Source organism: Amycolatopsis dongchuanensis, assembly GCF_039542405.1.
Lineage (GTDB): Bacteria > Actinomycetota > Actinomycetes > Mycobacteriales > Pseudonocardiaceae > Amycolatopsis_E > Amycolatopsis_E sacchari.
On record NZ_BAABIB010000116.1, the window covers coordinates 22,002 to 34,963 of the forward strand.

General features: G+C 73.7%; 13 protein-coding genes. 8 read left to right on the forward strand and 5 right to left on the reverse strand.

The window, feature by feature from the left end:
- Position 1 precedes the first annotated feature (1 nt).
- The 6 genes from ABFX51_RS29320 to ABFX51_RS29345 are packed head-to-tail and all read left to right on the forward strand — an operon-like array spanning position 2 to position 4,879.
- Complete coding sequence (locus ABFX51_RS29320; protein ID WP_245782862.1) at positions 2-1,102, forward strand: 4Fe-4S dicluster domain-containing protein; 1,101 nt, start codon at positions 2-4, stop codon at positions 1,100-1,102.
- On the forward strand, positions 1,099-1,557 hold the full coding sequence (locus ABFX51_RS29325; protein WP_091504167.1) for a Crp/Fnr family transcriptional regulator: 459 nt from the start codon (positions 1,099-1,101) through the stop codon (positions 1,555-1,557). The genes ABFX51_RS29320 and ABFX51_RS29325 overlap by 4 nt, the downstream gene beginning before the upstream one ends.
- Complete coding sequence (locus ABFX51_RS29330) at positions 1,554-2,381, forward strand: FAD/NAD(P)-binding protein (protein WP_245782861.1); 828 nt, start codon at positions 1,554-1,556, stop codon at positions 2,379-2,381. The genes ABFX51_RS29325 and ABFX51_RS29330 overlap by 4 nt, the downstream gene beginning before the upstream one ends.
- On the forward strand, positions 2,381-3,148 hold the full coding sequence (locus ABFX51_RS29335) for an NADH-quinone oxidoreductase subunit B family protein (protein ID WP_091504166.1): 768 nt from the start codon (positions 2,381-2,383) through the stop codon (positions 3,146-3,148). Before ABFX51_RS29330 ends, ABFX51_RS29335 begins: the two co-directional genes overlap by 1 nt.
- A complete protein-coding gene (locus tag ABFX51_RS29340) occupies positions 3,132-4,424 on the forward strand; it encodes a Ni/Fe hydrogenase subunit alpha (RefSeq protein ID WP_091504165.1) in 1,293 nt (430 codons plus the stop codon). Before ABFX51_RS29335 ends, ABFX51_RS29340 begins: the two co-directional genes overlap by 17 nt.
- Positions 4,421-4,879: a hydrogenase maturation protease gene (locus ABFX51_RS29345; protein WP_346055592.1), complete on the forward strand. Its 459-nt coding sequence runs from the start codon at positions 4,421-4,423 to the stop codon at positions 4,877-4,879. The genes ABFX51_RS29340 and ABFX51_RS29345 overlap by 4 nt, the downstream gene beginning before the upstream one ends.
- On the opposite strand, the gene hypE is transcribed toward ABFX51_RS29345, so the two are convergent.
- From hypE to hypF, 4 genes are read right to left on the reverse strand one after another with little or no spacing between them, the layout of a single operon-like run.
- Positions 4,862-5,914, reverse strand: a complete 1,053-nt coding sequence (gene hypE / locus ABFX51_RS29350; protein WP_346055593.1) for a hydrogenase expression/formation protein HypE — start codon at positions 5,912-5,914, stop codon at positions 4,862-4,864. The genes ABFX51_RS29345 and hypE overlap by 18 nt on opposite strands.
- Positions 5,911-7,020, reverse strand: coding sequence for a hydrogenase formation protein HypD (gene hypD / locus ABFX51_RS29355; RefSeq protein WP_346055594.1), 1,110 nt, complete (start codon positions 7,018-7,020; stop codon positions 5,911-5,913). The genes hypE and hypD overlap by 4 nt, the downstream gene beginning before the upstream one ends.
- Positions 7,017-7,268, reverse strand: coding sequence for a HypC/HybG/HupF family hydrogenase formation chaperone (locus ABFX51_RS29360; RefSeq protein WP_091504161.1), 252 nt, complete (start codon positions 7,266-7,268; stop codon positions 7,017-7,019). Before ABFX51_RS29360 ends, hypD begins: the two co-directional genes overlap by 4 nt.
- 5 nt (positions 7,269-7,273) lie before the next feature.
- Entirely contained in the window at positions 7,274-9,553 is a 2,280-nt protein-coding gene (hypF, locus tag ABFX51_RS29365) for a carbamoyltransferase HypF (protein ID WP_346055595.1), read from the reverse strand.
- Between the two features lie 134 nt (positions 9,554-9,687).
- Here hypF and ABFX51_RS29370 point away from each other — a divergent pair, with 134 nt between their 5' ends.
- Positions 9,688-11,031 (forward strand): wax ester/triacylglycerol synthase family O-acyltransferase, encoded by a 1,344-nt coding sequence (locus ABFX51_RS29370; protein WP_346055596.1) that lies wholly within the window; start codon positions 9,688-9,690, stop codon positions 11,029-11,031.
- Here the strand turns inward: ABFX51_RS29370 and ABFX51_RS29375 are convergent.
- On the reverse strand, positions 10,992-12,488 hold the full coding sequence (locus ABFX51_RS29375) for a WS/DGAT domain-containing protein (RefSeq protein ID WP_346055597.1): 1,497 nt from the start codon (positions 12,486-12,488) through the stop codon (positions 10,992-10,994). The genes ABFX51_RS29370 and ABFX51_RS29375 overlap by 40 nt on opposite strands.
- Positions 12,489-12,614: 126 nt before the next feature.
- On the opposite strand from ABFX51_RS29375, the gene ABFX51_RS29380 reads away from it, so the two are divergent.
- Complete coding sequence (locus ABFX51_RS29380; protein ID WP_091504157.1) at positions 12,615-12,959, forward strand: spore germination protein GerW family protein; 345 nt, start codon at positions 12,615-12,617, stop codon at positions 12,957-12,959.
- The last annotated feature ends 3 nt before the right edge of the window (positions 12,960-12,962 follow it).

The following is a 12,962-nucleotide window of genomic DNA, read 5'->3' on the forward strand; positions in this document are numbered from 1 at the left end:
CGTGGCGACGGTGGTGCTGGACCTGGACGGGCTCGACCGCTTGATCCGGGTGCTGGGCGAGCGCGGGTACCAGGTGATCGGGCCGACCGTCCGCGACGACGCGATCGTGCTGGCCGAAGTGGACTCGGTGCGGTGCCTGCCCGCCGGCTGGGGTGTCGACGCCGCGCCGGGCCGGTACGCGCTGCGGCGGCGCGAGGACGGCGCGCTGTTCGGGCACTCGGCCGGCCCGCAGTCGTGGAAGCGTTTTCTCCATCCGCCGCGGCGGCGTCTGTGGTCCGGTGACTTCGAGCCGGATCACGGGGAGGCACCGCGCTACGCGTTCCTCGGCGTACGCGCGTGCGACCTGGCGGCGATCGGCGTCCTGAACGGAGTGCTGGGGCGGGGCGCGTTCCCCGACGAGTCCTTCGCCCGGCGGCGTCGGCAGGTGTTCGTGATCGCGGCGAACTGCACCGAGCCCGGTGGCGTGTGCTTCTGCGCCTCGATGGGCACCGGCCCTGGCGCCACGAGCGGGTACGACCTCGCGCTCACCGAGCGGATCGACGGCGGCACCCACCACTTCGTGACCGAGGCAGGCAGCGCCGAGGGCGCCGAGGTCCTCGCTCTGGTGCCGCACCACGAAGCTCCCGCCTCCGAGGTACGGGCCGCGGCCGGCGCCGTCGAGGCGGCGGCCGGCGCGATGGGACGGCAGATGCCGCCCGGTGATCTGCGGGCGCTGATGCGCGAGTCACGCGAGTCACCGCACTGGGAGGACGTCGCGAGCCGCTGCCTGACGTGTGCCAACTGCACGATGGTCTGCCCGACCTGCTTCTGCACCACCACCGAGGACGTCACGGATCTGTCCGGACAGCACGCGGAACGCTGGCAGCACTGGGCTTCGTGTTTCGAGCTGGACTTCTCGTACCTGCACGGCGGCAGCGTGCGCACCTCGGGGGAGAGCCGCTACCGGCAGTGGATGAGCCACAAGCTCGGCACCTGGCACGACCAGTTCGGCACCTCGGGCTGCGTCGGCTGCGGCCGCTGCATCGCGTGGTGCCCGGCGGGGATCGACATCACCGAGGAGGCCGCCGCGCTCGCGCGGTACGCCGGGCAGGAGCGGTCATGACCGACCTCGCCACCCTGCCGCTGTTCGGCGGGCTGACGCCGGAGGAGCGAGGGCTCATCGCGGAAGCCGCCGCCGAGGTGAGCTACACCGCCGGCGAGCGGCTGTTCTCCACCGACGAACCCGCCGACGCCTGCTGGATCCTCTCCAGCGGGCTGGTCGAGCTGACCACCGCGGTGCCCGGCCGGGGCGACGTGGTGATCCAGACCCTCGGGCGCGGTGACCTGCTGGGCTGGTCCTGGCTGGTGCCCCCGTACCACTGGCACTTCGACGCGACGGCCGTCCAGCCGGTGTCCGCGGTGCGGCTGGACGCCGCCCGGCTCCGCGCGCTCGCCGAGCGGCACCCCGCCTTCGGCTACCGCCTGGCGACGGCGGTGGTGGAGGTGCTGTCCGGCAGGCTGCAGGCCACCCGCGCCCGCCTGCTGGACCTCTACGGCAACCCCGGTGATCGGGCGTGACCGCGGCGATGATCCCCGTCCCGCACCGCGTCGCGAACCGGGTGACCGAGACCCACGACGCGGTGACCGTGTGCCTGGAGCCGGTGCGCGACGCGCTGCCGCGCTCGCGGCCGGGGCAGTTCATGATGCTCTACGCGCACGGCGTCGGCGAGGTGGCGATCTCGGTCAGCGGTGATCCGTCCACATCGGACGGTACAACCACCCACACGATCCGTGCGGTGGGCGCCGTGAGCCGTGCCTTGCACGACACGCCACCGGGCGCGGTGCTGGGCGTGCGCGGCCCCTTCGGCACGGGATGGGACCTCGCGTCGGTACGAGGCAGGGACCTCGTCGTCGTCGCGGGCGGGCTCGGGCTGGCGCCACTGCGCCCCGTCGTCCTCGCCGCACTCGCTGACCGGGCGTCCTACCGGCACGTCGTGCTGGTGGCGGGTGCCAGGACGCCCCGGGAGTTCCTCTACCGCCACCAGCTCAACGCGTGGGCCTGGCACGAGGACATCGACGTGTGCCGGACGGTGGACGTGCCGGGGCCCGGCTGGGCCGGCGGCGTGGGGTTCGTGACCGAACCACTGGCGGCACTCGACCTCGAACCCGCGGGTACCACGGCGCTGCTGTGCGGCCCGGAACCGATGATGCGGTTCTGCGCGCGGACGCTGCAGGGCAGGGGAGTCGCGGCCCGCGACATCCAGGTTTCGCTGGAACGCAACATGAAGTGCGGCGCCGGGCAGTGCGGGCACTGCCAGCTCGGCCCGCTGCTGGTGTGCCGTGACGGTCCGGTGGTGACCTACGACGTCGCCGGGCCGCTGCTGAAGGTGCGGGAGCTGTGATGGGCAAGCCGACACTGGCCGTCTGGAAGTTCGCCTCTTGTGACGGCTGCCAGCTGACGCTGCTGGACTGCGAGGACGAGCTGCTCGCGCTGGCGGGCGAGATCACGATCGCGCACTTCCTGGAAGCGTCCAGCGCGGTGGTGCCAGGGCCCTATGACGTCTCATTGGTGGAAGGGTCGATCACGACGCCCGCCGACGAGCGGCGCATCCACGAGATCCGCGAGCAGTCGCGGGTGCTGGTGGCGATCGGGGCCTGCGCTACGGCGGGCGGGATCCAGGCGCTGCGAAACTTCGCCGACGTCCGCGAGTTCACGTCCGTGGTGTACGCGCGGCCCGAGTACATCGACACGCTCGCCACCTCGACCCCGGCCTCGGAGCACGTGCGGGTCGACTTCGAGCTGCGTGGCTGCCCGATCGACCGCGGCCAGCTGCTGGAGACCCTGTGTGCGCTGCTCGCCGGGCGGGAGCCCGCGACGCCGCGGACGAGCGTGTGCACCGAGTGCAAGCGGCGTGGCCTCACGTGCGTCATGGTCGCCGACGGCACGCCGTGCCTGGGTCCGGTCACCCAGGCCGGGTGCGGGGCACTGTGCCCGGCCTACCGGCGCGGCTGCTTCGGCTGCTTCGGGCCGATGGCCGAGCCGAACGTGCCGGCGCTGCTGCCGCTGCTGCGGGCGCGCGGCATGAGCCAGGGCGAGGTCGAGCGGGTCTTCGCCACCTTCAACGTCGCCGCGTTCGGGCGGGGGAGCCACGATGAGCCATCGCACTAGGCAGCTCAAGGTCAGCTCGCTGGCACGCGTCGAGGGGGAGGGAGCGCTGCACCTGACCGTCCACAACGGACAGGTGCAGCGGGCCGAGCTGAACATCTACGAGCCGCCGCGGTTCTTCGAGGCCTTCCTGCGCGGGCGCGCCTACACCGAGCCCCCGGACATCACCGCGCGGATCTGCGGGATCTGCCCCGTGGCGTACCAGACCAGCGCGTGCAACGCCCTCGAACAGGCGTGCGGCGTGGAGCTCGACCCGCCGCTGGCCGCCCTGCGCAGGCTGCTGTACTGCGGCGAGTGGATCTCCAGCCACGCACTGCACATCCACCTGCTGCACGCCCCGGACTTCCTCGGCTACCCGGACGCGATCACGCTCGCGAAGGACCACCGCGAGATCGTCGAGCGGGGCCTGGAGCTCAAGAAGGCGGGCAACGCGATCCTGGAGCTGGTGGGCGGCAGAGCGATCCACCCGATCAACGTCAGGGTCGGCGGGTTCTACGCCGTGCCCGCCCCCGCCGACTTCGTGGCGCTGGCCGAACAGCTGCGGCGCGCTCTGGACCAGGCGATCGAGACGGTGCGGTGGGTGGCCGGGTTCGAGTTCCCGGACCTGGAGCTCGACCACGAGCTGCTGGCCGCATGGGAACCCCACCGGTACGCGATCGAGCGCGGTGATCTGCGCCGGACCACGGGCGGGGTGTTTCCCCCCGCGGAGTTCCCCGAGCACGTCGTCGAGGAGCAGGTCCCGCATTCGACCGCGTTGCACGCCCGGCTCGACGGCCGCCGCTACCTGACCGGGCCGCTCGCGCGCTACACGTTCAGTTCGAGCTCGCTGTCCCCGCTCGCGCGGCAGGCCGCGGTCGAAGCAGGCCTGGGAGCCGAGTGCCGCAACCCGTTCCGCAGCGTCGTGGTGCGGGCGGTCGAGGTCGTCCACGCGGTGGACGAGGCACTGCGGCTGATCGGCGACTACGAGCGCCCGGCACGGGCCTTCGTGCCCGTCGCGCCCCGCGCGGGGACCGGGCACGGGGTCAGCGAGGCGCCACGGGGCCTGCTGTACCACCGGTACGAGCTGGGGGAGGACGGGCTGATCCGCTCGGCGGTGATCGTCCCGCCCACGGCGCAGAACCAGCCGGCGATCGAGGAGGATCTGCGGCGGGTCGCGGCGGCGAACCTGCATCTGGCCGACGCCGAGCTGACGGCGCTGTGCGAACGGGCCATCCGCAACCACGATCCGTGCATCTCGTGCTCGGCGCACTTCCTCGAACTCACCGTGGACCGCACGTGAGGGCGGTGCTGATCGGCGTCGGCAACGAGTACCGCCACGACGACGGAGTGGGGCCGGCGGTGGTGGCGGAGGTCGCCGCGCGGAACCTGCCCGGTGTGCGGGCCGTCGTGTCCGACGGCGAACCGGCGTCACTGCTGGAGGCGTGGACCGGGGCCGCGCTGGCCGTCGTGGTCGACGCGGTGCTGTGCGAACCCGCCACGCCCGGCAGGCTCTGGCGCTCCACAGTGGACGCTCTGCCCGGCGGCACGGGGGTGGCGAGCTCGCACGCGCTGGGGATCCCGGAGGCGCTGCTGCTGGGGCAGACGCTCGGCCGGGTGCCGGGACGGCTGGTGGTGTTCGCGGTCGAAGCCGCGGACCTCGGCCTCGGCGTCGGCCTCTCCCCGGTCGTCCAGGCCACGGTGCCCGTCGTGGTCGACGCGGTGCTCGCGGAGCTGGCCTCAGCAGATGCGCGGTAACTGCTCGCCGACGAGCATGTCGACGATGCGGGAGGAGCCGACGAGCGTGCGCGCGGTGACCCGCCCGCGCGGCGCGGCGGCAACGCTGCCGATGACACAGGCATCGCGTCCGGCCGGGTCCGCCCGCATGGCGGCCAGCACGGCGTCCGCGGACCGGGGGGCGACGAACGCGACCAGGCATCCTTCGTTGGCCACGTGCAACGGGTCGAGGCCGAGTAGTTCACAGGCGGCGTGCACCTGGGCGGGCACGGGCAGCGCGGGTTCGTCGATCTCGACCGCGACGCCCGAGGCGGCGGCGAGCTCGTTGAGCGCGCCGGCGAGACCGCCGCGCGTAGGGTCGCGCAGCGTGTGGACGTCTTCGCCGCCGGCGTCGAGCATCGCGCTGACGAGGTGGTGCAAAGGCCTGCTGTCGGAGGAGATCGCGGTCTCGAAGCCGAGTCCTTCCCGCGCGGACAGGATCGCGGTGCCGTGGGAGCCGATGGGCCCGGACAGCAGCACGCGGTCGCCGGGACGCCCAGCCGCGGCTGACGGGCAGGTCTCGCCCAGCCGGATCCCGATACCGGTCGTGGTGAGGTAGAGACCGTCCGCGGCGCCGCGCTGCACCACCTTGGTGTCACCGGTGACGACCCGGATGCCGCATCCGGCCGCGGCGGCGGCGACGGACGCGGTGATCTCTCGTAGCTCCGCGATCGGCAGTCCCTCTTCCAGCACGTACGCCAGCGCGAGGGCGACGGGCCGGGCGCCGCGCATGGCCACGTCGTTCACGGTGCCGTGCACCGCGAGCGAGCCGATGTCCCCGCCGGGGAAGAACCGGGGTGTCACCACGAAGGAGTCGGTGCTGACCACGACCTCCACATCGCCGAGACCGACCAGTGCGGCGTCTTCCAGCGGCCCGGTTGCACCGAGACTCCCGGTGACGAGGTCGTCGAGCAGCTCGGCCATGAGCTGACCGCCGGAGCCGTGCCCGAGCAGTACCCGCTCGGAGCCGCCGGCCGGGGTGGGGCAGGTCGCGCGCAACGGGTCGATCGTGGTCATCGTTCCTCCGAAGTGGACAGTGGACGTCGGCCGGCGTGGTGGAACGCGGCGCAGGTGCCCTCCGCGGAGACCATCGGCGCGCCCAGCGGGGTGCGCGGGGTGCAGCGGACACCGTAGGCCGCGCAGTCGGTGGGCAGCGCGGTCCCGCGCAGGATCGCCCCGGAGATGCACTCCGGGTGCTCCGCGGTCCGCACCCCGGTCGTGGCGAAGCGAACGTCGGCGTCGAAGCCGGCCAGCTCCGGCGCCAAGGCCAGGCCGGAGGCGGGGATGTCGCCGATCCCGCGCCACGTCCTCGTGGTGACCCGGAAGGCCCGCCGCACGGCGTCCTGGGCGGCGGTGTTGCCGGAGCGGCGTACCGCACGCGCGTACTGGTTCTCCACCTCGGCGCGGCCCGACTCCAGCTGCCGCACGGTCATCAGGATGCCCTCCAGCAGGTCGAGCGGCTCGAACCCGGTCACCACGATCGGCACCCGGTAGCGGGCGGCGATGGGCTCGTACTCGGTCCAGCCCATCACCGCGCACACGTGGCCGGCCGCGAGGAAGCCCTGCACCTGGTTCGCCGGATCGTCGAGGATCGCGGTGATCGCGGGCGGCACCAGGACGTGGCTGACGAGCACGCTGAAGTTGCTCACCCCGGTGGCCGCCGCGTGCAGCACGGCCATGGCGTTGGCGGGCGCCGTGGTCTCGAACCCGACGGCGAAGAACACCACCTCGCGGTCCGGGTTCTCCCGCGCGATCCGCACCGCGTCCAGCGGTGTGTACACGACGCGGACGTCGCCGCCCGCGGCCTTGACCGCGAGCAGGTCGCCGGTGGTGCCCGGCACGCGGAGCATGTCCCCGTAGCTCGTGAAGATCACCCCGGGCAGCGCCGCGATCGCGACGGCCTTGTCGATCATCTCCAGCGGGGTCACGCAGACCGGACAGCCGGGGCCGTGGATCATCCGGATCCCGGCGGGCAGCAGCTCGTCGATGCCCTGGCGCACCAGGGTGTGCGTCTGCCCGCCGCACACCTCCATGATCGCCCACGGGCGCGTGGCCGTCGCGCGCAGCCGCGCCAGCAGCCGCCGGGCCAGCTCCGGGTCGCGGTACTCGTCGAGGTACTTCACGCGTCCTCCCCGAGCTCGGACGCGAGCGCGCCGGGGATCGCGGACAGCACGGCGAGGGTCTTGGCGGCCTCGGCCTCGTCGACCTGGCTGATGGCGAAACCGACGTGCACCACCACGTAGTCGCCCACGTCCGCGGACGGGGTGTAGGCCAGGCACACCTCGCGCCGGATGCCGTCGAAGTCGACGGTTCCCATGCGCAGCACCCCGTCGCGCACTTCCGTGATCCGGCCGGGAATGCCGAGGCACATCCCGTTCACCTCCCCGCGAGGCGGGCCGCGGCCACCGCCGCCTGCCCGTAGCTGATACCACCGTCGTTGACCGGGACCCGCTGCCCGGTGAACACCTCCAGGCCCGCCGCGGTGAGGCGGCCGAGCACACCGGTCGTCAGCAGCGCGTTCTGGAACACCCCGCCGCCCAGGCACACGGTGCGGGTGCCCAGCTCCCCTGCGGCCTCGGTGGCGAGGGCGGTCACCACTTCGACAAGGGTGTGGTGGAAGCGAGCGGCGAGCCGGGCCGCGGGGCCGCCTGCGCTGAGCAGATCGCACAGGGTCGGCACCGGGTCGTACACCCACAGCCCGTCGCGCCTGTGGAGCCGCCATGCCAATGGTGCACGTGCGCCGCTCTCGGCGGCCGCTTCCAGCCGGACGGCGGCTTCGCCCTCGTACCCGGCGTCGTCGCAGACACCGAGCAGTGCGGCGACGGCGTCGAACAACCGGCCCGCGCTGGAGGCGAGGGGGCAGTTGAGCCCGCGGTCGACCATGGTCCGGACCACCTCGACCTCACGCGGATCGAGCCGCGACAGCAGGGGTTCCGCGAGCTCCGGAGGAACCCGCTCGCCGAAGTCCTCGGCGCCGAACAGGTAGCCGAGCGCCATCCGGGCGGGCCGCCGGATCGCGGCGGCGCCGCCGGGCAGGGGAGCGGTGCCGAACCGGGCGAACCTCCGATAGCCGCGGAAGGTCGCCAGCAGCACCTCCCCGCCCCAGAACGTGCCGTCGTCGCCGAGCCCCAGCCCGTCGAGCGCGACACCCACGAAGGGCTCGCGGACGCCGTGCTCGGCGGCGGTCGCGGCGACGTGCGCGTGGTGGTGCTGCACAGCGATGCGTTTCGCCGCGGGCCAGCGCCGGGCGTACTGGGTGGACAGGTAACCGGGGTGCAGGTCGCAGGCGCACACCCGGGGCTGCACGCGCGACACCTCGCACAGCTTGTGAGCGGCGGCCTCGAAGGCGGCGAACGTCGCGGCGTCCTCGAGGTCGCCGGTGTGCGGCCCGACGACCGCGGCCGCTCCGACCGCGAGTGCCGTGGTGTGCTTGAGTTCCGCGCCGAGCGCCAGCACCGGTTGCGGTGCGGCGACCGGGAGCGGCAACGGGGCCGGCGCGTATCCCCGGGCGCGGCGGACGACGAGAGGCCGGTCACGCACGACGCGCACGACGGAATCGTCGTAGCGGGCCCAGATGGGCCGGTCGTGGCCGAGGATCCCGTCGCAGGCCGGCGCCAGCGCTTCGCGGGCTCCGGCGTCGTCGACGATGATCGGTTCGCCCCCGCGGTTGCCGCTGGTGACCACGAGCGGACGCGCCAGTTCGGCGAGCAGCAGGTGGTGCAGTGGCGTATAAGGCACGAACACGCCGATCTCGCGGAGCCCCGGGGTGACCTCCTCGGCCACCGGCGCGCCAGGACGGCGCGGCACCAGCACGATCGGTGCCGCGGCGGAGGTCAGCAGCTCGCGCGCCGCGCTGTCCACAAGCGACACCCGGGCCGCGGCGTCGACATCGGGAACCATGACCGCGAGCGGTTTCGCGGACCGGTTCTTCGCCACCCGCAGCCGGGACACCGTGTCCGCGGCGCCCGCGTCGCAGACCAGCTGGTAGCCCCCGACGCCCTTCACCGCGACAATGCCGCCGTCGGTGATCGCCGCGCACGCCTCCCGCAGCGCGTCTTCGCCGTGCGCCGGGGCCGAGCCCCACCAGGCCAGGCGCGGTCCGCAGTCCGGGCAGGCGATCGGCTCGGCGTGGAAGCGGCGATCCGCGGGATGGCGGTATTCCGCGGCGCAGGCGGGGCAGAGGGGAAATCCGCGCATCGCCGTGCTCGCCCTGTCGTAGGGCAGGTCCGCGACGATCGTGGCGCGGGGCCCGCAGGCGGTGCAGTTGAGGAACGGGTACCGGTACCGCCGGTCGCCGGGGTCGAACAGCTCGCGCAGGCAGTCGGGGCAGGTCGCCAGGTCGGGTGGCGGCTGCGCGGCCAGCGGAAGGGCCGGCACGCTCTCGGCGACCGCGAACCCCGGTCCCAGCGTCACATCCTCGGGCAGGGGCGCCACCTCCAGCCGTTCGACGCGGGCGTGGCGGGGCGCGGAGTCCCGCAGAGAGGCCAGGAACTGCGCCAGTGGGTCGGCCGCACCCGCTGCGCGGACCACCACGTGGCCGCCGGCGTTGCGCACGTCGCCTTCGATACCGAGACGCGTGGCCAGCCGGTACACGAACGGCCGGAATCCGACACCCTGCACGGTGCCGTGCACTTCGATCCGCGTCCGTGTCGTCATCGCCGTCCACGCTGCCGGGGCGCGGGCTGGGCCGGGCAGGGCGGAAGGTCATCGGCAACGGGGGCCGTAGGTCCCTGGAACCGCTCACCGCCGGCGGACGAGCGTGGGTGGGTACCGGGCGGAAGGGGTGGATCATGAACGGCAGCGACCGGCTCGACCCGCTGGCGGCGGCGTTCCTGGAGATCGAGGACGCCGATCCGCAGGTGGCGCTGGCGATCGGCTCGGTCGCGGTGCTCGAAGGGCCCGCGCCGCGCCAGGACGAGGTCGTCGCCGTGATGGCGCCGCTCGTCGCGCGGCTCGCGCCCTACCGGCGCAGGGTCGTGCGGACCGCGTTCGGCGCGCTCGCGCCCGTATGGGCCGAGGACCCGCACTTCGACCCGGCCGGCCACTTCTACCGCGCCCGGGTCCCCGGAGACGGCACGGAGGCGGAACTGTACGACCTCGTCGCGTTGTTGATGGCCGAGCGGTTGCCGCGCCACCGGCCGCTGTGGGAGTTCTGGGTGCTGGAAGGGCTGGCGGGCGGGCGCTGGGCGGTGCTGTCGAAGGTGCACCACAGCCTCGCCGACGGTGTGTCCGGCGTCCACCTCCACGAGCTGGTCTTCGCGGGCGGCGCGCCGGAGCCGTCGCGGCCCGCGCAGCCGGCACCCGGAGGGATCACCCCAGCCCTGCGTGCCGCTGCGAAAGCCGTGGAAGGGCTCGGCGCGCTCGCGTCCGCGCTGGTGCCCGTCGCACCGTCGTCGCTGACCGGCCGGCTGGGCAGGCAGCGGCGTTACGAAGTGGTCCAGACCTCGCTGTCGCGCGTCGCCGCGATCGGGCACACCCTGGGCGCGACGGTGAACGACGTCGCACTCGCGGCGATCACCGCGGGCCTGCGTGAACTGCTGCTGTCGCGGGGTGAGACACCAGAGACCGACACGGTGCGGGCGCTGGTCCCCGTTTCCACGCACGGTTCCACGGACAGGGCGGCCACCGGCAACCGGGTGTCCCTGCTGCTGCCGACGCTGCCCGTCGAGCTGACCGATCCGGCGTTGCGCCTCGCCGCCGTGCACCGCCGCCTCGCGACCGTCAAGCGCAGCGGAGAGACCGAAGCGGGAGACGCGGTCGTGCGGTGGGCGGGACGGGCGGCCTTCGCCCCGGTCGCCGCGGCCGTGCGTGCCGTGGCCCGGCTGCCGCAGCACAGTGTGGTGACGGTGGCGACGAACGTGCCGGGACCGCGCGACCGGGTGTCCCTGCTGGGCCGGAAGGTCCTCGCGCTGCACCCGTACGTGCCGATCGCCCTGCGGTTGCGGGTGGGAGTGGCGATGCTCAGCTACGACGATCACCTGAGCTTCGGCGTCACCCTCGACCACGACGGCGTGCCCGAGCACGGGCTGCTCTCCCGCGCCATCGCACGGGAGATCGCCGCGTTGTCGGCCCGGGCCGAGGCGGTGCACGGGCGTCACGAGGCGGTGGCGGCGCCCATGACGGCCCCGGCGTAGCGCACCTCGTCGTCCAGGGCGCGCACCAGCCGCCCCGGATCGGGGATCAGCGTCTCGTCGGTGGCGAACCCGAAGCGGATCCGCCCGGCGTAGCTGAAGATGCACACCGTGATCGGCTGACGGCCGCTGCACGGTGCCCAGCCCACGGCACCGAGCACGCGGGCTCCGGCCAGCGCCATCTCCTCGCGTGGCCCGGGCACGTTGGTGAGCACGCCGGCTGAGCGGGCGGTCAGGTAGCGGGTCAGCGCGACCGCCGCGCCGCGGGAACCGCGGCCCACCAGGTCCTGCACGCCGACGTTCACCAGCGGCTCATAGGAGTCCCGGATCCGCGCCATGCGGCGGTGGACCTCCAGCAGCCGCTCGGGGAAACCGGCCCTGGCCAGTGGCAGCGCGGCCAGGACGAGCGCGAAGTGGTTGCCCAGCAGGGGAGGCAGTGCCGCGTCGAACCGTGCCAGGCTGACCGGTACCATCCACGGCATGTCGTGGAGGAGGTGGTGGTCTCGCCCGGCCAGGTAGCGGTCGAGCGCGCCGGTCAGCAGTGCCGCGCAGACGTCGTTCACGGTCGTGCCGGTGCGGCGCGCGATGTCGTGAACGAGGTCCAGCGGGACGGCGTCGCTCCACGCGGCTGCCTTGGCCAGTCCCGGTTCACCGTGCCACGGGCCCTGGTAGGCGGGGCCGACGAGGTGGCTCGCGCCCGCGGCGGTGTGCCAGGCGGTGACCGCTTGTTCCGCCAGGTGCCCCGCGAGGCGACGGGGACCGGTGGGCAGCCTGCCCGCCACGCCTTCGACGAGCGCTCCGGTCACCGCGAGCGCGGCGGCTCCGCCGAGGGTGCCCAGCGCCAGCGCGGCGCGGACGGGCGGCACCTCCACGTGCTCGCCCAGCCGCGTCAGCAGCTGCACGCCCGTCGTGGCCAGCCGGGCCGCCGCGTGCGCGGTGGGGCCGTGCCGGACCGCGGTACCGCCGACCGGCGCGGGCGGGGCGGGGTCCGGCCGCAGCGGGTCGAGCATGCCGAACATGACCTGGGTGAGGCGGATCCCGTCGGCCATCGCGTGGTGGAAGCGGGAAACGACAGCTGAGCCGGGCCCGTAGCCCTGGAGCAACTCGATGGTCCACAGTGGATGGTCCAGGTCCATTCGGCACCCCAGCCGCCGCGCGACGTGCTCCTGCAGGGCCCCGGTGTCACCGGGCGGGGGCAGGGCGGACACCGTGAAGTGCCTGCCGAGGTCGAAGTCCGGGTCGGCTGCCCAGACCCGCCTGCCCGCGGGCCGTTGCAGGAAGACCGGGTAGCGGGCCAGCACCCGGTCCGCCAGGACCGAACGGAGGGCACTGGGATCGACGGGGGTGGCCGTCCACAGCACGGACGTCACGACGAGCCGGTTGACGGGGGTGTCGAGGTGGAGCCACAGGTGGTCCTGGGCGCGCATCGGCCGCCGGAGCGAGGGATTGTGTCGCGTCATCGCGGCCTCCTTCCACACACCGCCAGCGTGCGCCCGCGGGGAACCGGCGCAAAGGGCCCTTCGGCTCTCGTTGCGGGCCCCGCGCGGGGTGCAGTTTCGAACGAGCGAAACCCTGAGGAGGAGGACATGAAGTTCACAGAACTGGCGACCACGGTCCGGGAGGCCATCTCCGTCCGGCGGGTGTACGGGGAGCCCTACGAGCACGACGGTGTGGTGATCATCCCGGCGGCGACGGTGTCCGGTGGCGCGGGCGGTGGGAACGGGCGCGACGAGAAGGGGCAGGAAGGGGAGGGCGGCGGCTTCGGCGTCGGCGCCCGGCCCGTCGGTGCCTACGTCGTCAAGGACGCGAAGGTCACGTGGCTGCCCGCGGTGGACGTCAACCGCCTGTTCCTGACGATCGGCGCGGTCCTGATCGCGCTGCTGGCCACCCGGGCCCGCAGCGTGAAGGCCCGGGCCAAGGCCGCGGGGTGAGCC

Bases quoted from the DNA above. Each gene is read 5' to 3' on its own strand.
- hypE (WP_346055593.1), bottom strand. From the start codon at position 5,914: ATGACCACGATCGACCCGTTGCGCGCGACCTGCCCCACCCCGGCCGGC.
- ABFX51_RS29335 (WP_091504166.1), top strand. From the start codon at position 2,381: ATGGGCAAGCCGACACTGGCCGTCTGGAAGTTCGCCTCTTGTGACGGC.
- ABFX51_RS29380 (WP_091504157.1), top strand. From the start codon at position 12,615: ATGAAGTTCACAGAACTGGCGACCACGGTCCGGGAGGCCATCTCCGTC.
- ABFX51_RS29360 (WP_091504161.1), bottom strand. From the start codon at position 7,268: ATGTGCCTCGGCATTCCCGGCCGGATCACGGAAGTGCGCGACGGGGTG.
- hypF (WP_346055595.1), bottom strand. From the start codon at position 9,553: ATGACGACACGGACGCGGATCGAAGTGCACGGCACCGTGCAGGGTGTC.
- ABFX51_RS29370 (WP_346055596.1), top strand. From the start codon at position 9,688: ATGAACGGCAGCGACCGGCTCGACCCGCTGGCGGCGGCGTTCCTGGAG.
- ABFX51_RS29325 (WP_091504167.1), top strand. From the start codon at position 1,099: ATGACCGACCTCGCCACCCTGCCGCTGTTCGGCGGGCTGACGCCGGAG.
- ABFX51_RS29375 (WP_346055597.1), bottom strand. From the start codon at position 12,488: ATGACGCGACACAATCCCTCGCTCCGGCGGCCGATGCGCGCCCAGGAC.
- ABFX51_RS29340 (WP_091504165.1), top strand. From the start codon at position 3,132: ATGAGCCATCGCACTAGGCAGCTCAAGGTCAGCTCGCTGGCACGCGTC.